The 21,112-nt window shown below is 62.8% G+C and carries 19 protein-coding genes and 1 pseudogene; 3 read left to right on the top strand and 17 right to left on the bottom strand.

Translation table 11 applies throughout. The features are described 5' to 3' along the window. Positions 1 to 199: 199 nt before the first annotated feature. Positions 200 to 544: an H-NS histone family protein gene (locus tag IVA91_RS33675; protein ID WP_247280405.1), complete on the bottom strand. Its 345-nt coding sequence runs from the start codon at positions 542 to 544 to the stop codon at positions 200 to 202. An 826-nt stretch (positions 545 to 1,370) separates the two neighbouring features. Here IVA91_RS33675 and IVA91_RS33670 point away from each other — a divergent pair. Together IVA91_RS33670 and IVA91_RS33660 are read left to right on the top strand one after the other, a co-directional pair. Then, positions 1,371 to 2,063: a response regulator transcription factor gene (locus IVA91_RS33670; RefSeq protein WP_247460450.1), complete on the top strand. Its 693-nt coding sequence runs from the start codon at positions 1,371 to 1,373 to the stop codon at positions 2,061 to 2,063. A 530-nt stretch (positions 2,064 to 2,593) separates the two neighbouring features. Beyond that, a pseudogene (locus IVA91_RS33660) lies at positions 2,594 to 2,860 on the top strand (hypothetical protein); the annotation flags it as partial. Positions 2,861 to 3,342: 482 nt separating this feature from the next. On the opposite strand, the gene IVA91_RS33655 reads toward IVA91_RS33660, so the two are convergent. From IVA91_RS33655 to IVA91_RS33580, 16 genes are all read right to left on the bottom strand, one after another. Beyond that, complete coding sequence (locus IVA91_RS33655; RefSeq protein ID WP_247460448.1) at positions 3,343 to 4,134, bottom strand: Crp/Fnr family transcriptional regulator; 792 nt, start codon at positions 4,132 to 4,134, stop codon at positions 3,343 to 3,345. Positions 4,135 to 4,797: 663 nt separating this feature from the next. Further along, entirely contained in the window at positions 4,798 to 5,853 is a 1,056-nt protein-coding gene (locus IVA91_RS33650) for a UDP-glucuronic acid decarboxylase family protein (protein ID WP_247460446.1), read from the bottom strand. A gap of 11 nt (positions 5,854 to 5,864) precedes the next feature. Next, positions 5,865 to 6,989 (bottom strand): glycosyltransferase, encoded by a 1,125-nt coding sequence (locus IVA91_RS33645; protein WP_247422383.1) that lies wholly within the window; start codon positions 6,987 to 6,989, stop codon positions 5,865 to 5,867. Continuing rightward, on the bottom strand, positions 6,986 to 8,074 hold the full coding sequence (locus IVA91_RS33640; protein ID WP_247280411.1) for a glycosyltransferase: 1,089 nt from the start codon (positions 8,072 to 8,074) through the stop codon (positions 6,986 to 6,988). The genes IVA91_RS33645 and IVA91_RS33640 overlap by 4 nt, the downstream gene beginning before the upstream one ends. Beyond that, a complete protein-coding gene (locus IVA91_RS33635; protein ID WP_247280412.1) occupies positions 8,071 to 9,201 on the bottom strand; it encodes a glycosyltransferase in 1,131 nt (376 codons plus the stop codon). The genes IVA91_RS33640 and IVA91_RS33635 overlap by 4 nt, the downstream gene beginning before the upstream one ends. Beyond that, on the bottom strand, positions 9,198 to 10,280 hold the full coding sequence (locus tag IVA91_RS33630) for a glycosyltransferase family 4 protein (RefSeq protein ID WP_247280413.1): 1,083 nt from the start codon (positions 10,278 to 10,280) through the stop codon (positions 9,198 to 9,200). The genes IVA91_RS33635 and IVA91_RS33630 overlap by 4 nt, the downstream gene beginning before the upstream one ends. Positions 10,281 to 10,306: 26 nt before the next feature. Next, the gene (locus IVA91_RS33625) at positions 10,307 to 11,593 is read right to left on the bottom strand and encodes a TIGR04295 family B12-binding domain-containing radical SAM protein (RefSeq protein WP_247460444.1); all 1,287 of its coding nucleotides are present in this window, start codon (positions 11,591 to 11,593) and stop codon (positions 10,307 to 10,309) included. Next, a complete protein-coding gene (locus IVA91_RS33620) occupies positions 11,590 to 12,654 on the bottom strand; it encodes an NAD-dependent epimerase/dehydratase family protein (RefSeq protein ID WP_247280415.1) in 1,065 nt (354 codons plus the stop codon). The genes IVA91_RS33625 and IVA91_RS33620 overlap by 4 nt, the downstream gene beginning before the upstream one ends. Then, positions 12,654 to 13,766 (bottom strand): NAD-dependent epimerase/dehydratase family protein, encoded by a 1,113-nt coding sequence (locus IVA91_RS33615; RefSeq protein WP_247460442.1) that lies wholly within the window; start codon positions 13,764 to 13,766, stop codon positions 12,654 to 12,656. The genes IVA91_RS33620 and IVA91_RS33615 overlap by 1 nt, the downstream gene beginning before the upstream one ends. A 214-nt stretch (positions 13,767 to 13,980) precedes the next feature. Beyond that, complete coding sequence (locus tag IVA91_RS33610) at positions 13,981 to 15,186, bottom strand: phosphopentomutase (RefSeq protein ID WP_247460440.1); 1,206 nt, start codon at positions 15,184 to 15,186, stop codon at positions 13,981 to 13,983. After that, positions 15,174 to 16,127, bottom strand: coding sequence for a beta-xylosidase (locus IVA91_RS33605; protein WP_247460439.1), 954 nt, complete (start codon positions 16,125 to 16,127; stop codon positions 15,174 to 15,176). The genes IVA91_RS33610 and IVA91_RS33605 overlap by 13 nt, the downstream gene beginning before the upstream one ends. Then, positions 16,124 to 16,891, bottom strand: a complete 768-nt coding sequence (locus tag IVA91_RS33600; RefSeq protein WP_247460437.1) for a TIGR04290 family methyltransferase — start codon at positions 16,889 to 16,891, stop codon at positions 16,124 to 16,126. The genes IVA91_RS33605 and IVA91_RS33600 overlap by 4 nt, the downstream gene beginning before the upstream one ends. Further along, positions 16,888 to 17,697: a sugar phosphate nucleotidyltransferase gene (locus IVA91_RS33595; RefSeq protein ID WP_247460434.1), complete on the bottom strand. Its 810-nt coding sequence runs from the start codon at positions 17,695 to 17,697 to the stop codon at positions 16,888 to 16,890. Before IVA91_RS33595 ends, IVA91_RS33600 begins: the two co-directional genes overlap by 4 nt. Before the next feature lie 2 nt (positions 17,698 to 17,699). After that, positions 17,700 to 18,803: a glycosyltransferase gene (locus tag IVA91_RS33590; RefSeq protein ID WP_247422352.1), complete on the bottom strand. Its 1,104-nt coding sequence runs from the start codon at positions 18,801 to 18,803 to the stop codon at positions 17,700 to 17,702. Further along, positions 18,800 to 19,396, bottom strand: a complete 597-nt coding sequence (locus tag IVA91_RS33585; RefSeq protein ID WP_247422350.1) for a histidine phosphatase family protein — start codon at positions 19,394 to 19,396, stop codon at positions 18,800 to 18,802. Before IVA91_RS33585 ends, IVA91_RS33590 begins: the two co-directional genes overlap by 4 nt. Continuing rightward, positions 19,396 to 20,496 carry an inositol-3-phosphate synthase gene (locus tag IVA91_RS33580; RefSeq protein WP_247460432.1) on the bottom strand — a complete coding sequence of 367 codons (1,101 nt, stop codon included), beginning with the start codon at positions 20,494 to 20,496 and terminating at the stop codon, positions 19,396 to 19,398. The genes IVA91_RS33585 and IVA91_RS33580 overlap by 1 nt, the downstream gene beginning before the upstream one ends. A gap of 328 nt (positions 20,497 to 20,824) precedes the next feature. Between IVA91_RS33580 and IVA91_RS33575 the strand changes: the two genes are divergently transcribed. Continuing rightward, positions 20,825 to 21,112 carry a hypothetical protein gene (locus tag IVA91_RS33575; protein ID WP_247280424.1) on the top strand — a complete coding sequence of 96 codons (288 nt, stop codon included), beginning with the start codon at positions 20,825 to 20,827 and terminating at the stop codon, positions 21,110 to 21,112.

Genomic DNA, 21,112 nt, shown 5'->3' with positions numbered 1-21,112 from the left:
GAGGCGATCATCGACGGTCATCCCCATAGCAAGATCGATGATCTCATGCCGTGGCGATTCCGCAAAACGTCAAGCCAGCCTCAATAGGGTCACGGCTAAGCGCTTACGGCTAGATCGGCTTCAACGCGAGCGTCGCCACACAAACCGCCGTGAAACCGCGCGGGGTCGTCGGCGCGCGACGATAGCGCGGCGGCGCGCCTCAGCCGGTCCGGCGGCGCCTTTGCGCGGACGAGCGATCGATCAGGAGATCGTTTAGCTTCTTGCCGGCTCGAAGCTGCGCTTTCAGCCATCGGGGCTGCTTACCGCGACCAGACCAAGTTTCGGACGGATTCTTCGGGTTCCGGTATTTCGGCAGCACCGGCGGGTAGGGGCGGCGCGAACGTTCCTGGGTCTGAGTCGGACCGGCGGTCCCCTCAATCTTACGAAGCCGCTGTTCGAGCTTGGCTTTTTCCGCAGTCATCCTGCGACTGAGGACGGTCGTGACCTCATCGTAAAGCCGCCACAGCTCGGCTGTGGTCATGTTTGCCCAGTCGTCCTTCTCCATGGAAGCCGTCCCCAACTACTTCCGAACCGAAACAGGAGGGGGATTATCAGGTCAAGCCGGGGTCGGGCAAGCGCGATCCGGGCGCGCGGCGGCGCCTGTGTGCAACGCGGTACCTGGTGCTACCGATTGGGACCGTGCCTCCGACCGAGCGGTCGCTTCCCTGGCGCCCTCCGCCCGTGGGCTCGTCGCCTGGGCGCAAGCAATCGCTGCTCGGCCTTCAACACGCGACTACGTAGGTTCTGCAATTCGGTGAATTGAACGATTAGGGCCTGATGTGTTTGACGCAAAATAGCGGAAGAATACATGTGACCACCTACTCATGCCAACGATGACCCCGCGGCCGCTCATTGAAGTTGCTGAATTGACGAAATCAGCTCCAATTTGGGGACCGGGTTTTCATCGGTGCTACACGGGCTGCGATCACGCAGCCATATTTTGTCTTTGATTGCCAATCCTCGCTTTGATGAATAGTAATACTTTTTTGCCCTCCCTCCGGAAAGCGAGGCTTTTCGAATGGCCTCCCTTCAGTGAAACTTCGCCGAATGTTAGATTTGAATCGTGAATGACCCTATATATCGTTCGTAATAACCGGCCCTAGCGAAGTTAGATGGATGTTGACCATAATGACAACGCAACCGATCGGGTGCGCCGATGACATTCTTTGAGAGAACTTGTAGATCGGATCTACCAATCTGCTGCTTCGTGCTGTCTCAAACCTAAGCCGTGCGACGTTATGGCCGAACTGATGGGTCATGCCTCGCGCGTCTCAAAGGAGATGCCGGATTAAACGGCTGCACGGGGGTTGTTAGCAAAAGGCAAGGGGAGCATGCGGCGCATCAGAGTTGTCATCGCGGATCGACACCCGATCGTCTTACAGGGAATCAGGAGCGTTCTTGCGACGCAGCGTGATTTTACGATCGTTGCGTCGTGCAGCGATGGTGCAAGCTGTCTTGAGGCAATCCGATTTCTTGTGCCGGACATCACGCTTGTCGATGCTGCACTGCCCGATGTCAGCCGACAGCAGATCCTCGCTCTTGCAAACACTGTAGGCCCAGGCGTCCCGATAATCTTCTTCGCGGGTATCGCGGGCGACAGTGAGCTACAGAGGCTGGCCTTGGACGGCGCCTGCATCATCCTCCCGAAGGACGCGAATCCGGAGATGCTGGTCGCAACCCTGCGGAAGACTGCCCAAGGCCTAGCAGCAGGCTTGCCGAGCACCGGGAACGGCAACCAGGAGCCCCGTGCTGGTGAGAAGAGGGCGCTGACACAACTGACGGGCCGGGAGCGCCAGATCATGCGGCTCGTGTCGGAGGGGCTATCGAATAAGGAGATTGGGCGTCGCTTGAATATTGCCGACGGTACGATCAAAGTCCACCTTCATCACATCTTCCAGAAGCTGGATGTCAGCAATCGTACAGTTCTCGCGGCATTGGCGATTTCGCGAAACGAGCTGCATACAGCGCCACGTGAGCCGGATCCCCCGGATCTGTTGCGTCAGGATCCGGCCAGCGTGAAGTGACGAGGACGTCTGCCGTGCTCGTGCGCGGGGGCGCGCTATGGTGGCGCCAGATGCTCAATCATATTGCGGCAAGCCCCTTCGGCCTCGGCTAACGTTCCAAAGGGCGAGCCGCCAATCTTGATTGCGGCTTGGTTCTTGTGGAGCGGACGCCAACTCGCCAAGTAGCCGGAGCGTCCGTGAAAGCCCGAACCTCCAGGGCTTTCAAAACTGATCACGAACGAGAAGCCGTGGCTGCTCGCGCTCCCGGACGGACCGGTGGAATTGCAGTGGCATCGCAATGATCCATTGCAGCCGAACTCGCGCTCGGCCAGTTAAACACAAATTAACTATATTAAATGCTGAGGCGCAACTCAATTCGCGCAGCAAGCCGCAATGCGCGGGCGCGCCGAGAGGAAAACACGGAATTTGGAGCCGTTCTGTCGGAGCGACGCACGTTCGGTAACTCCCGCCGGGCAAGGAACATTCCCTGGTTGAAAACGTATTTAATATATAATAAGGTATTTAAAATTTTAAATCGAGGAGAGCGCGTCGTGACCCGGGATGGTAATGAAGATGACGACCGGCGGGCGTTTTTGAAAACCTGCGGAAGATTTGCAGCCGTGACGCCCCCTGTCATGACCCTGCTTCTGTCCACTTCCCTGACCTCAAAAGCCATTGCAAGGTCAGGCGGCCTGCACGCGGAGAGGCAGAACGACAGGGGCCAGTCGTTCTTCGACAACGATCGGTCGTCCGCGGCGGGGCCGGGGAACTCGAGCGGAGGGTCATCTGGGGGAGGTGGAGCAGCTGGCGGTGGCCCTGCTCGATCATCTCGTGCCGGAGGGACATCCGGCGGTAGCGGCGGGTCCGGTGGTGGCGGAGCCGGTGGCAAAGGGCCGTTCGCGACCGGCGGTAGCTCTGGAACTCCAAGCGCGGATGGCGGGGTCGATTGCGCCGACGAAGAGAAAGAGGAAAAGCGCAAGGCCGATTGCCCCAGGGCTGATACTCGGATTTCGAGCGCAATCGAATCCAGCCGGTAGGAGTCTTCTCAGCCGATGCATGAGCGCTATGGGTCGCCGTACGGTCAGCAATGCCCGGGCCTTTGCTCCGGCATGCTGGAAAGTGTGGCCGAAAGCGCACCTGTGCAATCTATGGTCGGCTTCGGCCGAGGGCTCGGCCCCCTAAACCGCCAGGTTTCTGAGCTCGCTTCCGCGCAGGATTGGGCATTTGTAACGACAGAGTCCCGCGCACTTTTGCCGAATTGCGATGGTACACGCGACTGGTTCGCGAAAGCGAACCGACTCTACGAGCCTGTCCCGGCTATTCGGCTACCGGGCGAGTGGGAGGCCCGCCGCGCTGGCGCCCCATGAACGAGTCCGACCGCGCCCTGCGAAACTATCCGATCGATTTTGCGGCTCATGACCTTGTAGCACTCGCATGCCACGGCTTCGAGCCGCGGCCGATCAATCTCGAGCTGGCCGCGCCGATTGGATTTCAGAGCTCTTGAGGCGCGCATTGTGCTTACGACATGTGTGACGGTGGTGCGGCGGACGCCCAGCAATTCCGATAATGTTTCCTGGGTCAGCGGGAGGAGATCGCCTCCATTCGCCCGGTCGTGAATGTGAAGCAGCCAGCGCGCCAGGCGGGCTTCGACGGAATGCAGTGCATTGCAGGCGGCCACGTGCTGAAGCTGCGTCAACAACGATCTCGTGAAGACCTGCACCATGGATGTGATTGGAGGGCTGCGATGTTGCGCTGCCAGAAATTGCACCGGCGAGATCTGCAGCGCGAACCCTGGTATGCGAACGACTGCCGTCGCGGGCGAATTGGATGCGCCGAGCGCTGACGTCAGGCCCACAGCCCCCTCGTGGCCGATGATCGCTGTGGCAACTGTCTGGCCGTTCGGCAGCGCCATGATAGCGGCGATCGCGCCGCTCAGGGGGAAGAGGAGATGTTCGATCCGGTCGCCCGATCGGGCCAGCACGGAATCGCGCTCGATCTCGACTTTCCGCAAATGAGGCGCAAGCAAAGCAAAATCTGCTGGCGGCAACGCTGCTAACAACCGATTACCAACTCTGGTCGCGTGGTCCATCATGGGATTGGTCCCCGACGGATGCTCGGCCTAGGACTCATGCCGGTTTGTCGAGCTGCTCTGCAGAGTGACAGCTCAACGGCAAGCCAACCGGCCGCCACAGATATGGTTCCTATGATGGATGGTGAGCATGCGCAGGACCCACAGCCGCACGCTGTAGCGGAGATCCTATGCCTCTGGCTTCAGCTGGCGCTCGGCAAGGCCGCCGCGGACATCACAACCGATCGCATCAAACTTTGTCGCGAGCAGGCTGCGCGAGTGCAGAAGAGTGTCCTCGCCAGGGAACGCTCTCCGAACGAGCTCTTCGACCACGATTAGAGAAGCGCAAGACGCCTGCAAACGCGCTCTGAATCACTCAGTGACAGTATCGAACTGCTTCCAGGAAAGTTTTCTGACCGATCGGACCAACACTGGTGGAAAGACGGCCATGAATGCGCGGCGATGCCCATGTTCTGCCAGACGATCCCCGGGACGCGATCGTCATTGATGGTCTTCAACCCGTTGCTATCTCTTAATCAGCGGGTCCCAGATTCGAGCCCTGGTGCGCCCACCATTGCATGGCTTCGCCTCCCAGCTCGGCTGAGCCGCGTGGATAATTGACTTTGATCGGCTGAGCGGATGTCCGCTTCTCAACGGGGATCCGATCCAACGAGAAGCGCGTTGATCTTAATCCGCAATCTTGAGCATGCCGCGCGTCGGACCTCTCTTTCGCCGTGCAAGAGCCGGCACCAGCGTCGGTGACTCATCCGCGACGCGCAACGCGAAATAGGCGATCGTCGCCTGAAGACCATCCTTCAGCGCTACGCGCGGACGCCATCCCAGAAGTCGCGCGGCGGTGTCGATGACCGGCTTGCGACGCTTCGGATCGTCCTTCGGCAGCGCCACGAAGCGGAGAGGGGAGGCCGACTCCGTGTACGTCAGGACCTCCCGGGCTATGGCCTCGATCGTGACCTCGTGCGGATTGCCGAGGTTGCAGGGGCCGGTTACTGAGGCCGGGCTTTCCATCAGCAGTTGAAGGCCCCGCACCAGATCGTCGACGAAGCAGAAGCTCCTTGTCTGCGTGCCGCCGCCATAGATCGTGATCGGCTCGCCGCGCAGCGCCTGCACGATGAAATTGGAGACGACACGGCCATCGTTCTCCAGCATGCGCGGGCCATAGGTGTTGAAGATGCGCGCGACCTTGATCTCGGTTCCGTGCGTGCGGTGGTAGTCGAACATCAGCGTCTCGGCGGCGCGTTTGCCCTCGTCGTAGCAGGCCCGCGGCCCGATCGGGTTGACGTTGCCAAGATAGGATTCCGGCTGTGGATGCACCTCCGGATCGCCGTAGACTTCGCTCGTCGAGGCCTGCAGGACGCGGGCGCCCTTGCGGCGGGCGAGCTCGAGCAAATTGATGGTGCCGAGCACGCATGTCTTCATCGTGCCGACCGGATCCTTCTGGTAATGCCGGGGTGAGGCGGGGCAGGCGAGACTGTAGACCCGGTCGATCTCGTCGTCGATCTCGATCTCCTCGCGCACATCATGCTCGATGAAGCGAAAGTTCGGATGGTTCAGCAGCGGCCTGATATTGTCGATTGTGCCCGTGAACAGGTTGTCGAGGCAGATCACCCTGTTGCCGCGTTGCAGAAGCGAATCGCAGAGATGAGAGCCGATGAAGCCGGCGCCGCCGGCGATGAGCACTGTCGGCGAGCGACGGAGCGTGGGAATTCGGGTCTGGAGTGTCATGGCAAGCTCCCTCAGAGTTCGGCGACTTGAACCGGTCGGCCAGCCGGTAGCCGCGCCGATTTGCGGCGGCGGCGCGCGGTTGCTTCGGCGCAGTAGACCTCCAACTGGCGGGCTCGATGGTCGGAGGTGTGATCGGTCAGAACGCGGCGGCGCGCGCTCTCGGCGATAGTGCGTCGACGTTCCTCGGGCATGTCGCGCAGGATCTCGATGACGTCGCGCGCCGTTGAGGCCAGCAAGATTTCCCGCGACGGCTCGAAGATGGTCTCGATCCCCGGCCATCGGTCGGAAATCACGGGCGTGCCGCAGGCGGCAGCTTCGAACAGCCGAACGCTCGGCGAGAAGCCCAACGCGCGCATGTCGGCGCGGGTCGCATTCAGGGCGAACCGCTGCTCCGCGTAAAACATCGGGTGCTGCTTTGGCGCGAGGTGCTCGATCCGCATGACATTGTCGGGCCAGGCGATATGTTCAGGATATTGCGCGCCCGCGACGGCGAATTGCTCGGACGGCAGCATCCGCGCCGGGGACAACAGCAATTGTTCAAGGACGGGCTGCCGGTCCTCGCTATAAGTCCCGAGGTAGCCCAGCGCCCATTTCGTCTGGGCCTGTTGCGGGACGTAGGCGTCCGCGTCGGCGCTGCAATAGAGAACCCGTGCCATCGGGCTGCCGTAACGCGCCTCGATCATGTCGGGCACCGGGCCACCGGTGAACGATAGATAGAGGTCGAAACGCGGGATCATCGCAGCGGAGAGATAGTCGAGGCCCCGGTCGAGTCTCGCCAGCGTCACCGGCGTGTCGATGTCGTAGAAGGCGGTGATCCCTCGCGCCTGGCTCGTGATCCATTCGGAGATGGCGATACCGTCGGGCACATAGGAGCCGATGATGACGAGGTCGGCGTCCCGGATCAGCTTTCCGAAGCGGCGAGGGACATCCTTCAGTGATTGATAGAGCTCGACAGTCCATGACGACGGCTTGGTGAGATCGCGATGCTCGCGATACCAGGCGACGTCGCGCTCCAGGAAGGTGACATGGTGGCCTCGTCGCGCGAGGGCCTCGATCAGGGCGCGGTAGGTCGTGGCGTGACCATTGCCCCATGATGACGTGACCGAAAGACCGACGACGACGATGCTAAGGTTCATTCTGCTGCCTCGATGTGCGAGCTGCTTCCGACGAAGAGATCGTTGAATTGGCGGGCGCGATGCCTGTAGGTGTGTTGGCTGAGAATGTGCGCGCGGGCACGGCTGGCGATCGCGGCGGCCCGATCAGGGCTGAGGGCGCCGAGATGGCCGGCAATCTCGGCTCCATTCGCGGCCACCAGCACTTCGCGATCCGGCTCGAGGAAATGGTCGATGCCGACCCATTGATCGGTGATCAAGCAGGCGCCTGCGCCGATCGCCTCGAATACCCGCGTCGGCGGCGAGAATCCGTATCGCGCCATGCTGTCGCGATTGACGTTGAGCGTGGCAAGGCCGGAGCCGAAGAATGCGTTGTGCTCGCCAGTGCCGACATGCCCGACCTTTCGGAGGTTGCCGGACGTATCCTTGGTCTCCCAGCCGGAGCCGCCGAGAACGAACGTCTTGTCCGGCAACTGGCGCGCGATGTCGAGGAAGAAGTGCTCGACGCGCTGCTCGCGATCAGGCAGGCGATTTGCCAGCAGGCTGAGATCGCAGGTGAAGTCCGGCTTGGGCGGCGATGGAAAATGCGTTTCGGGGTCGAGGGCGTTGTAGATCGGAACGCAGTCTCGCGCACCAATAGCGCGGTAGGCCGATACGACGCCATCGCCGCCGCCGTAGGTCAAGACCATGTCGTAGGATGGAATCGCACGGCGCAGATGATGCTCCGGATCGTTTGCCATCGCTTCGAGCGTGGCGGGAGCATCGACATCCCAGTAGATGCGCATGGTTCGGGAGGGTAAGGCAGCAACGGCGGTCTCCAGCTCCTGATCGAAGACGCCGACGCCGCTGGCCTTGATCAGCATGTCGGCCGATCGCGCCGCCGCATCGAGCGAGCCGCGCCAGCCGTCGGCGGTCGCGGGGTACACGACGACCCTGGCCCAGCCGGGGTCGTCGATGTCGCGGTGGGCCTGCCGCTCGAAGGCGTCAGGCTCGAAGAAGATGACGTCGTGTCCGAGCGCCGCAATCTGCTTGAGCATGCCGCGATAATAGGTGGCGGCGCCGTTCCAGTAGGACGAGACAAGGCTGGATCCGAAGAAGCAGATCTTCATGCGGAGGCTCCGATGTAACGCAGCGGCTGTGACGAGCTATCGGAGGCACGAATGGCCTCCACGATGCCCACAAGCTGTTGTGCGCGGTGACGGCAGGTATGGCGCTCCTGAATGGTCCGAAGGCCGGTCTCCACCATCGCGGAAGACAGCTCCCGATCGTCGAGAACGGCGCCGAGCGCGCGCTTCATCTCCGCGCCATCGGCCGCCTGGAGATAAGCGCCGTCCGGAAACAGGCTTTCCGCATCGGACCACGGCGCCGAAAGCAGAGGAATGCCGCAGGCGAGGGCCTCGAACACACGGATGGTAGGGATGCCCGGAAGCGACCGTACATAGGGCCCGCGCGGGACATGAATGGTCGCGCGCGCGCCGGCGAATGCCACCGGAGCCCAATGCGCAGGCAGCCAGCCGCCGTGGCGGATACCTGTGGCCCGGATGGCCTGGAGCGCGGCATCCGAGTAACGCACGCCATAGACGCTCGCGCGCAAATTCAGCTCGGCAACAGGCTCGACCAGGAATTCGTTGAGCTCAGTGCTGCGTTCGCCGTCGCCCCAATTGCCGATCCAGACCAGATCGTCGGTAGGTTCGACATTCGGCAGCGGGTGGTACAAGGCGATATCGGCGGCTTCGTGCCAAGTATAGGCCCGGTCGGCCCAGCCGAGCTTCACGTAGATCTGGCGAAGCACCTCGCCGAAGGCGAGCACGCCGTCGAATGCATCGAGGTCAAATTGTGCAAGTTCGTCCGGCGCTGTAATCGCACGATGGTGGGTATCGTGGAACAATAATGTGAAGGGAGCGCCGTGCGCGCGCCTGTGCCCGATCTGCTCGATCACATCGGGCGAGTTCCATTCGTGCACGACGACGAGATCGGCGCCATCGAGCGCTTCGTCGAAATCGAGCGAGGCATCATAGCGACGAATGGAAATGCCTGGGAAGAGCTGTCCGATGTCTTGCAGGACCTCGCTGCCGCTCTCGCGGATGGCATTCAACCGACTCCAGCCGTCGATCGGCTCGAAAACGACGACCTCGTGACCAAGCGCATGCAGCTCGCGGGCGTAGCCGCGCAGGAAATGAGCGTTGCCATTGTTCCAGCAGGAGGTGAATGCGTGGTAGAACAGGACGCATTTCATGCGCGCACCTCGATCTGGCCGGCTTGAGGTGTCGTGCGGTTGGCAGCGAGCAGCCCTTTGTAGAGCTTCAGATAAGCGCCGGTCGTGCGCGACAGCGAATAGGTCAGGGAACGCTCGTAGGCGGCGCGTTGCAGCTGTGCTCTTTCGAGATCGTCCGCACAAAGTTCTGCGAGAGCTCGGTGCAACGCCTGACTATCGCAGGGATCGAAAAACAGCGCGGCTCCGCTCCACAATTCCCGGAACGTCGGGATGTCCGACAGCACGAGCGCGCAGCCGGCGGCGGCTGCCTCCAAAACGGAGAGGCCGAACGGTTCATAAAGTGCTGGGCTTGCAAAGATCGCCGCGCGCTGGAGATGTCCGCGCAAGGCGCTGTGCGGCAATTGCCCAAGCCAAGTGACGCCCACGGACGGATCTGCTTCAGCGGGTCCTGCGACCTGAACCGGCCAATCCAGATCCGGTGCAGCCGCAGCCAATACTCCGATGTTCTTGGCATGATCCCACAGCCGGCCGGCCGCGAAGATCAGCTCCTGCTTTCGAGTTGAGAGGTCCCCAGCAGTAGTCCCGTTCCAGATCACGGCGCCGGGAGACCGTGGCCGATAGATCTCCATGATGTCATCGTGGAACGACCGGCTCGGGCAGACCCAAGCTTGCGTGCTGTTGAGCGCCGCGGCCACCCGTTCCGTATAACGCGCCCAACGGGGCTCGCCGAGCCAGGTCGTATCCCGACAGGCCAGCGCCCATGAGTTGACGCAGGAGTGCGCCACGAGAACGGTTGGCGCACGCCACGACAGGGTTGCCTCCCGGAAACTGTTGAGGTGGACAATGTCCGGCCTGAACCGTGCTTCGAGCCCTAGAAGGACACGCCTGGCATTGCAGAGGTCACGCCCTTCGGGGTCTTGCCATTCCAAAGCGAGGTCGGTTTCGATGAGGCGAACCCCCGAGCCGTGCAGCATCTCGCGCTGGTCCGCGCGCGCGGATGGACCCATCGTCGCCAGCGTCAAGTGGGCGCCCGCGGCGGCAAGGCTCGAGGCGAGTGAGCAGGAATAGGTCCACACGCCGCCCACAGTGTCGGTCGTCATCAGGATCCTGATGTCGGAACCGCGGCTCATGGCGCCACCGGATGTTCGAGGGCGTCGAGCGGGACCGGCCGATCGTTCTGCACGTCGCTGAACTGGTCGAACATTCCAAGATAGTGCTGATGCGCGCGCTCCCAGGCGAAGTCGTCGGCCTCGCCCCACAGCTTTCGGTAGTCCGGCGAGCCGGGGTAGGGATAGAGCGGGACCGGGTCGTTCGCCCAGATGCCGGCATCCTGCATCTTGCGGCGCCAGCGCTGCACTACGGGATCGTCGTCGTCGGGGAGCTCGATCAGATTGGCCTGCACGAAGGGGACGTAGCGTCGGGCTTCGACCAGGCGGTCGGCGAGCTGGTCGGTGGTCATCTTGCAGTTCTTGGCGAGTGCCGCGCGGCCCTCGACGGTGAGACTTTCGATGCCAGCCTCGATCGAGACGCAGCCTGCGCGACCCAGCAAGGCGAGCATGTCCGGCTTCCAGAGATCGATGCGGGTCTGGACACCGAATTTGAGGCCCCGCGTACTCAGCCCTTCCAGAAGTTCTGGGTTCGGAAGGAAGATTTCGTCGATGAAGTAGACATATTCGACGCCTTGGCCGCGCAGCCGATCAATCTCGTCGAGAATGATCGAGGGTGGCCGTTTGCGGTAGGCGTTGCGGAAATTCTCCTTGGCGCAGAACGTGCAATTGTAGGGGCATCCCCGCGACGCCTCGACCTCCGCGCCGGGGCCCACCGGTTCGGCCTCGAAGCGATGATGGTGGTGACGATGCCGCCGGATCATCTCGTCCGGCCAGTCGAGCGCTGGCTGATCCTTGAAGTCGACCGCCTGCGGGCCGCCATTGACCCGGACCGTGGCGCCGTCCGCCAAGCACAGGCCGGGGAAGTCCCGCTCCCCGTTGGCCAACCGCAGCAAAGATGCTTCGCATTCACCCATGACGATTATGTCGACCGCGAGCTTCTTCAGGGCCGCCCGCGGCGTGGTCGAGCCGTGCGGCCCAACGGCGACCAAGACCGGTGCAAGATCCCGTACCGCCAGTGCAAGCTCCTGCGGAACGCGCAGCTCCGGCGGTGCGCAGCGCCAGAACAGGTAGGTCGGTGCCGTCGTGATGACGATCAGGTCAGGCTCGAAGGCGCGCAGCTCAGCCTCGACGTCCCCGAATGACAGATCGAACATGTGCGCATCGAGCAGCAGCGTCCGGTGCCCGGCCGCTTTCAAATAATGCTCGGCGATCCCGAGCTCGAGCGGAAGGTGGGGGGACCGGCAGCCGAAATAGATGCTGCCGCCAAAATCCCAGTTCGGATTGATCAGGGCGACGCGCGTCATGCGAGAGCCTCGCGGTTGCCCCGAGTTGTTCCGAAGCGGCTGTCCAGCCAGGCATGAAGCGAGCGAAGGCCCTCGGCGACCGAGACCTGCGGTGCCCATCCGAGGGCGGTAGACAGCGCACGGGTGTCGGTGACGTACCAAGGCTGATCGCCCGGACGCCAATCGGCAAAGCGGTATGTGACCTGATGGCCGGTCAGTTCGGCAATGTGGTCGATCAATTCCCGGAGGCTGACCGCATTGGCTGGTCCGCCGCCGAGATTGAACACGCGTCCACGCGCTAGCGAGATCCGGTCGAGTACTGCGAGCCAGGCAGAGGCTGCATCCGACACATGCAGCGCGTCGCGGACCTGATAACCATCGCCGTAGATCGTCAGTGGGTTGCCGCGGATCGCGCTCAGCAGGAAATGTGCGATCCAGCCCTGGTCCTCGGTGCCGAACTGGCGCGGCCCATAGATGCAGCTCATGCGCATCACCACGGTCTGGAGCCCGTAAACCCGCGCATAGTCGTGGACGTACTGATCCGCCGTCCCCTTGGAACAGCCATAGGGGCTGTAGAAATCGAGGGCAGCGTTCTCGGAGACGCCTTCGGCCAGCAAGCCGCTGGTGGGCGTATAACGGCGGCCGGTGAGTGCGATCTCGCTGTCCTCGATCAGGCGGCCATAAACCTTGTTGGTGGAGGCGAACACGACCGGAGCGGTGCTGTTGTGCAGCCGAACCGCTTCAAGCACGTTCAGGGTGCCGCGCGCGTTGATCTCGAAATCGGCGGCGGGATCGCTCACGCTGCCCGTGACGGCGACCTGAGCCGCCAAATGCAGCACCGCGCGGGCCTCACGCACGGCATCGATCACCGGAATCGGCTCACGAATGTCGGCCACCGCGATGGTGATGAGGTCGCGATGCCTGGATTTCAGCCATTGCGCGTTCTCGCGCACGCCGGCGCGGGCCAAGTTGTCCAGCACCAATACGCGCTCGCCGCGCTCCGCCAGCCGGTCGGCAAGATTGCAACCGATGAAGCCGCAGCCGCCTGTGATCAGAACCGGCCTATTGTCTCGCTCATTCATCACGCAACCAATCCTCGTTGCAGCAGCTCCTGGGTCGCCCGCTCGGCCTGGTCGTCGGCGATCTGGTCTGCGAGATATTCCGCGAGCTCCTCCAGGCCGTCCCTGAAAGCCACATGCGGCTCGAAGCCGAGAAGGTCGCGCGATTTGCCGATATCTGCGAAGCAGTGCCTGATGTCGCCGGCGCGGTATTTCCGCGTGATCTCGGGCGCGATGTCGCTCCTGCCCATGACCCCGGCGAGGTCCTCGGCGACCGACAGGATGGTCCGGCTTTGGCCCGAGCCCACGTTGAAGACGTCCTGCGCCTGCTCCACTTGCAGCGCGATGCGGCAGGCGCGGGCGACGTCGTGCACGTGAACAAAATCGCGCCGTTGCTCGCCGTCCTCGAAAACAAGCGGCGGCCGACCGTTGAGGAGCCGCGCGGCGAAGATCGCGAGTACGCCGGTATAGGGATTTGACAGGGCCTGACGGGGACCGAACACGTTGAAGAAGCGCAGCGCCAGGGTCGGGATGCCGTAAGCCTTGCCTGTGATCAGGCACATGCGCTCCTGCGCAAACTTGTTCAATGCGTAGACCGAGCTCAGTGATGGCAGCTTGCTCTCCGGGGTCGCCACGGGGACGAGTGGGTGACCCGCACTGTCGCGCAACTCCCATTCCCCTCTGCGCAGCTGCTCGATCGGCCGTTCGTCGCAGGCGACGACGCTTTGATCGGGCCTGCGATAGAGGCCCTCGCCGTAGATGCTCATGGAGGAGGCGACCACCAGCCGTTCGACTGGGCGCCTCGACAGCGCCTGGAGCAGCACCGCTGTGCCGAGCTCGTTGGTCCGCACAAAAGGCTCGATGTCGTACATGCTCTGGCCGACGCCGACGGCGGAAGCGAGATGCACGACCATGTCGGCCCCGCGCAGGGCATGTTCGACCGCAACGCTGTCAGTGACGTCGCCAACGACGAGCTCGGCCTCATCGGCGAGATAGGACGGGCGCTGGCGGTTGCCGCCGTGGACCTGCGGCGAAAGATTGTCGAGCAGCCGGACCTCATAACCGGCAGCGAGCAGCATGTCGGTTGCATGCGAGCCGATGAATCCCGCGCCTCCAGTGATTAATACCCGCGTCATGCACCACTCCGTGCCGCCGTAAGATCGATCCCTTGGGGAAATCGACCGATGATGGGAGCTGAAGCGCGCCTTACTGTCTGGTCGGACGACCTGCACGCCAGTCACGTTTGGAGTCAGAAGCGATGCAAGGAATGTTCGTTCCTCGAAATTGTACAAACGAATATTTCTCTAACCTGGATCAATAACCTAGGTGAATCCCCAGCCCTGCTGCCCGCTAGAAGTGCGCGCCGTGCAGCGGTTCCGGCAGGTCCAGATGCCTTGCTGCGGTGGCGCCGATATCGGCAAAGCCGGCACGCCAGCCGATCGGAGCAGATGATTGCGTCGTCCGGGCCAGGATCGGCACCTGTTCGCGGGTGTGGTCGGTGCCCCTCCAGGTCGGATCGCAGCCATGGTCTGCGGTGATGATCAGAAGATCGTCGCTCCGCAGACGTGACAGTAGCTCGGGAAGACGGTCATCGAAGACTTCGAGTGCCGCGGCATAGCCCGCGACGTCGCGGCGATGGCCGTAGAGGGTGTCGAAGTCGATGAAGTTGGCGAACAGCAATCCTCCATCCGCAAGGCTGGCCAGCCCCTTGAGCGAGGCGTCGAACAACCCGTCATTGCCGTCGCCGCGCATGTTTCGCCCGGTTGCCCGATGAGCGAAGATGTCGTCGATCTTGCCGATCGTCACGATGTCACGGCCGGCGCTTTCAGCGAGATCTAAGATGGTTCGCCCGGGCGGCGGCACCGAATAGTCGCGCCGGTGTACGGTGCGCTTGAAGTCGCTCGCACTGGTGCCGACGAATGGCCGGGCAATGACGCGGCCGATGTTGAAGGGATCGATCAGTCGCCTTGCGATCGCGCAAATCTCATACAGACGTTCGAGCCCGAAGGTCTCCTCATGCGCTGCGATCTGGAACACGCTGTCGGCTGAGGTGTAGCAGATCGGCATTCCCGTTCGCATGTGGCGCTCGCCGAACTCGGCGATGATCTCCGTGCCGGAGGCGTGACAATCCCCGAGGATGCCGGGCAATCCGGCTTGCTCGCAGAAGGCCTTAGTCAGATCCCCGGGGAAGCAGGGCATCGTTCGAGGGAAATAGCCCCATTCGAACGGTACGGGCACTCCGGAGATCTCCCAATGACCTGACGGGGTGTCCTTGCCTTTCGAGATCTCGGTCGCGCACCCAAATTGCCGGTGCTCGACCCGACCGTCCAGCCCCGGCGGCACGCGCCCGGTGGCGAGGCGGCAGGCTTGGCCGAGGCCGAGCGCGACGAGATTGGGAAGCCGGAGCGGACCCTCGCGGGCGGCGCTGTCGGCGCGACCGGCCATGCAGGCTTCAGCGATGTGGCCGACAGTGTCGGCGCCATCGTCACCATAGCGAGCGGCATCCGGCGCGCCGCCGATGCCGACGGAGTCCATCACCAGGATCAGGGCACGCATGTCGGTTCCCTGATAGGGGGATTGGCGGACGTTGCGGAGGATGCAACACCCGTCTTCGTGCAGTAGCGATCGACCATCGATGCGCAGAAATCGGCAAATTCATTGACGTCGAGTGGCGGGCTGGTGTGATGCGGCTCGATGCCCCGATGCTCGGGTGTGAAGCAGAACGTCACCGTGACCTGAAATTCCGCCAGCGCCCCCATCTGGCGGTCGAACCATGCGAGCGCATTAGGACGGAAGCTGTCGGCCCATGAAAGACCTGTCCTGAGATGGGTCACGCCGAGACGGCGCATCCAGTGCACGGCGTCGTCGAGGCGATGATCCTCGAAGTGGAACCACTGGCACAGACCCATTGCAGGCGCATAGATGCCAAACTGGTCGGCCGCCGCCTTTGGCGTGCCGTCCTCGCGCAGCAGGCCCATGTGGAAATGCCTGTAATACGAGGAGCCTTCGGCTTCCTTGTGCCGTGTCGTTGCTTCCCAGGCGGAGGGAAGGTCGTAGAGGCTGTACCAATGGATGCGCGGGGCACGGCCGATCAGGAGTTCGGCTGTGCGCGACAGGCCCCAGGCTTGCACCTCTTCGGCGCCGAACGAGGAGACGCCGACCTCCGTCACCCAGACAGGCAGGGTGGTGACCGCCTTGATCTCCTCGATCTTGGCCGGCCAGTCGCCGATCTGCCACAGATTCCAGTCGAGCGGAAAGCCATGCACGGCGACTGCATCGAAATTGTCGAGCACGCCGCGGCTCTGCATGTTGCGCATGAAGGACGGATCAATCGGCGAGATGCCGCCGAGCACGATTGGCAATGCCGGCCGTGCACTGCGGATCGATTTGCCGGCAGCAATGGCCAAGTTCGCGAACATCGCCCAATCCGGATCGATCAGGAGATTCCAATGCGACTTGTTGTTCGGCTCGTTCCAGATCTTGGCAGCCTCGATCATCGGCTTGTGCTCCGGCAAGGATAGACGGGTCCATCGGCCTGGGGGCGCTCCGTTCGCTCGCAGAGATAGACCTCCTCTTCGGGATGCGCAGTGATGGCAAAGCCGGCGCTGCGCAGCATGGCCTCGACGCAGGCCCGGTTCGGGACCCACCAATTGGTGGGGTCGTCGGCGTATTTGTGCTCGATGAAGTGCAGTTTGGGATAGCCGGCGGAATCGAACTGGTCGGTGGTCCAGAAATCGTAGTTCTTCTCGATCGCGTCGACGTGACTGTCGCCGCGCTGCATCGACTGGAACAGGAGGAGGTCCTTGGCGACGTGCTCGTGGATGAGATCCAGCGCCAGAAGCGGATGGCGCAGGTGGTAGAGCACGCCCATGAAGATCACCAGATCGAACTTCTCGCGGAGCTGCCCGACATCATAGGCCGACATCTTGCGGAATTCGATCCTGAGGCCTTTCACTTCGGCGGCGAAGCGCGCCTGCGCCAGGTACTCCTCGTCGGTGTCTAGTCCAAGCACGCGCTCGGCGCCCCGCTGCTTCATCTCCATGGCGTAAAAGCCGGCGTTGCAGCCGATATCGAGCACGGTCTTGCCTTCGAGGCGGTCCGGAATGATTCCGGAAAATCGCCGCCATTTCACGCTGGGATAGTCGCCGAGGAAGTGGGCGGGGGCGGTCGGCACGCCGTTCAGGTCGAGATTGTGAAACCACGGCCCGAGCGCATCGACGCGCTTGCGAATTTCCTCGCGCGTAAGTAGCGCTCTCGTCATGCAGTCGCTCCGTTGTCCATCGCGGGGATCGGTCGAGCTCCATCCGACGAGGTGCCGACCCGCAACCTCGACCGGCCGTCAGCGCCGGCGCTGTCCGCGAGAAGAGCCATAGCCTTGCGATAGCCGTCGACGGTTCCGACATCGACATAGGACTCCCCCGCCTTGATCCCGATGCCGACGCCGCCTGCCTGGAGGTAGGCATTGACCAAAGTCCCAAAATATTCGTCTCGCCGGTCTCGCGCGTTCCAGAGCGCATGCAATTCGCGGAAGCCGGTGGCCGACATCCTGAAAGCGCCCCAGATCCACCGCGAAGTTGGGGTCGGCTGCTTGACTTGGATCTCCCGCACGCTGTCTCCCTCGACCACGACGGCGTCGAAGAATTCCGGGCGCTCGACTGGGAAGAGGAGGAAGGAGAGGTCGGCATCGGGCAGAGCCTGCAAGGCGGCCTTTGGAAACCACACGGTATCGGGCAGGCCGACGACGACGTGCTCGTCATGTCCGACCACGGTGCCGGCCCGGAAGACGGCGTCGCATAAGCCGGATGCGTCGGGCTGGACCACATAGGCGAGCTGAGCGCTGCCGTAGTGATCGCCGAAATATTCCAGAATGTCGGATTTGCCCGGCGAAATGACGAAGCAGATCTTGTCCGCTCCGCCGAGGATGAGGCGCTCCAGGAGATACTCGGAGACCGCGCAGGGGCGCTCCGTGCCGTCGTCGCGCCGGCTGCCGACGGGCAGCAGCTCCTTGGAGAACGCCAGCGGTTGGATGCGGCTGCCGCGGCCTGCGGCCGGAACGATGCCCCACATGGTCAGGCCTCCTCGGATTGCTGGCGATGCGTGCCGCTGGACGCCGCCTGCTCGAGCAGCGACACCAGCTCGCGCGCGCGTTTGTCGGATGTGTGCTGATCCAATGTCCGTTCATAGGCGCATCTAGCGATGGATTGGAGCTCGGCGCTCGGCATCGCCAATGCCGCCAATGTGTCCTGCGCGTCGCGGGCGATCAGGATCTCCCTGCTAGGCGCGAAGAACTCTTCGATACCCGGCCAGTCGTCGCTCAGGAGCGGGACGCCACAGGCAGCCGCCTCGAACAGACGGCCGGAGGGGCACCAGCCCATCTCCGCCATGGCTCTGCGTGTGACGTTGAGGGTCAAGCGGGAGGACGCAAAGAAAGGCGCATGCTCCGATGGCGGCAGATGCCGCACGAAGTAGATGTTGGGCGACCATGGGAAGTCGTCAGGATATTGCGCCCCGCCGATCAGGAAGCGCAGGTCCTGCCGCGCGCGTGCCGGTTCGACGAACAGCGCTTCAAGTCCGCGCTGGCGGTCTTCGGAATAGGTGCCGAGATAAGAGAGATCTGCGCGGTAGTGCGGTCGGGGCGGCACCGGGCGATGAATATCGACATCGACGTGGCCGTATAGGGGGCGAATGTCGCGGGCGCCGAGCCGGTCGCGGAATTCGTGGGCAACGCGGGGCCCGCCGGTGAAGCTGAGGACGAGCGCGAAATCCCGTAGGCCCCGCGGGCTGATATAAGGAACGGATCCACCCTCCATGAGCCGCGCCAGCGTGATCGGGGTATCCAGATCATAGAAGACGGGAACGGCGCGTCTTTCCGACATGATCAGGTCGGTCGCCGCGATCGCGTCGGGACAATAAGACGTGACGATCGCGACATCGGCATCCCCGACGTCGCCGCGGGCGAGGGAGCGGGTCTCGTCCCAACTCGAATACAGCCGCAGCTGGCCGCCCGGCAATTCATTGAAGTCGCGGGCGCCGGCGTAATAGGGCACATCGCGCTCGTAGAAGACGACCCTGTGGCCGAGGTGTGTCAGATGCTTGCAGAGGCCGCGCCACAGGGTCGCGTGGCCGTTGCCCCAGGAGGAGGAGATGGTCAGCCCGAAAATGACGATCTTCACGCCGGCACCCGCTGATTGATCCCGGTGATCCTGAACCCGCGGCTGTCCACGCTGAGAGTGGAGATGCTGGATGGGTCGATTTCGATCGAGAGAAAGTCGTCAAGCCGCATGCGCGCGTAATGCAAGAGCGCCGCACGGATCGGCTCGGCATGACTGACGGCAATGACGGTGCCAGCAGAATGATCGTTGCGCAGCTGCTCCAGATGGCCGACGACGCGATTCTGGAGCGACCGCATGCTCTCGCCCCCGGGTGGGCGGCTAACCCCGCGTCGCCTGTTCCAGCGCGACCATTGCGGGTCCTGACGGAGCTCCTCGAAGGACCGGCCGCTCCATTCGCCATAGTCGAGCTCGTCGAGAGCGGGAACGATCTCGATCGGCAGTCCGAAGTGCGCCGCCAGAATGGAGGCTGATTGCATGCAGCGCCGCTGCGGGCTCGACTGGATCAAGGCTGGCCACGGGCTGATCGTGATTGCACAGCGCGCCATTTCCTCGCAGCCGATGTCGTCGAGCGTGACGCCATTCATCCGGCCGCATAGCGTGCGGCCGAGCAAAGCATGGTGACCGTGACGCACGAGATGAATGATCCTCGCCATCAGGAATACACCTTGTCCTCGATGAAGGCGCGCGTTCGCCGTCTGGCCTCTTCGTCGGTGAACTGCTGCGGCGGCGATTTCATGAAATAGCTGGAGGGACCGGTTAGGGCGCCGCCCTGACCGCGATCCATGGCAAGTTTTGCGCAGCGAACCGCGTCGATCACGACGCCCGCGGAGTTCGGGGAGTCCCACACTTCGAGCTTGACTTCGGCGCTCAGCGGCACGCCGCCGAATGTCGTGCCTTCGAGCCGGATGAAAGCGAGCTTGCGATCGGTCAGCCAGGGCACGTGATCGCTCGGCCCGACATGGATGTTGTCGGGATCGATCGGAACGTCGAACTGGCTGGTGACCGCCTGAGTCTTGGAGATCTTCTTCGAGGTCAGCCGCTCTCGTTCGAGCATGTTCTTGAAATCGGTATTGCCGCCGACGTTGAGCTGGTAGGTGCGGTCCAGCCGCACGCCGCGATCACGAAACAAATTGGCGAGCACGCGGTGCAGGATGGTTGCGCCGACCTGGCTCTTGATGTCGTCGCCGATGATCGGAAGGCCTGCATTCTCGAACCGCTGCCGCCAGTCCGGATTGGAGGCGATGAAAACGGGGATGCAATTGACGTAGCCACAGCCGGCTTCGATGGCGCGCGCTGCGTACCATTCACTTGCGCGTTGCGAGCCGACGGGCAGGTAGGACACCAGCACGTCGGTGCGTGACATCGCCAGGACCTCCGAAACATCGGCCTCCGGGACGTCGGCGACCGGAACATCATCTTCGAGATAGTGCCCGATGCCGTCCATGACCGGGCCGCGCTGAACGATCACGCCGGTCTGTTCGACATCGGAGAACCGATGCGTGTTGTTCGGCTTGGCAAAGATGGCGTCGGCGACATCGCGTCCGACCTTGCCGGCGTTGACGTCGAAAGCTGACGCGATCTGGAGGTCGCTGATGTGATACCCGCCGAGATCGACGTTCATCAGGCCGGGCACAGGCTCGTTCGATTTGGCGTTTCGGTAATAGGTGAGCCCCTGGACGAAGGAGCTTGCGCAATTGCCGACGCCGACGATGCCGACGCGCACGCGGCGCCTGTCCTGAAGACGGGAATGCATGGACTAAGACCTCCGGGAAGACGATGGCATCAGCGTAAGTAGATCGGCGAACGTGTCGGAAGGTATGTTCGTTCCTGTGCTGGAGCCGCCGAGCCGGCGTGCGCATCGATTCAGGGCAACAAAAATGCAGCGCGCTTAACTTGGGATAAGATCCGCAGCCGGATCAACGGAACGAAGATCATCCTGGATGAAGATGAAGAAGATGATGCTGGTTGTCCGGCGTCGGCCCCGCCGCGCGTGAAGAACAAATCCTGCCGGCCCGCGTTTCATCGCAAATGGCTTCGGCGATGGCCGTGTCATTGCCGGGCCTGCACAAGCGAGGTGCCACATGACGTCCAAGACGCAGAACAACGAAGCCCAGCAGACCACCGATCACGCCGCGATCCGCAAATGGATCGAAGAGCGCGGTGGGCAGCCGGCGACGGTCAAGGCGACCGAAGAAGATGGACACGCCGGCATCCTGCGCATCGATTTCGATCCGCCGGATGAGGGGCTGGACCGCATCGGCTGGGATGAGTTCTTCGAGAAGTTCGACGAGGCCGGCATTGCCTTCCTGCACCAGGACCGGACCAAGGACGGAAAGCTGAGCCGCTTCCACAAATTCGTCCGTCGCTAG

Source organism: Bradyrhizobium sp. 153 (genome assembly GCF_023073835.1).
In the GTDB taxonomy this organism is placed as follows: domain Bacteria; phylum Pseudomonadota; class Alphaproteobacteria; order Rhizobiales; family Xanthobacteraceae; genus Bradyrhizobium.
This window is presented reverse-complemented; position numbering and strand designations above follow the sequence as displayed.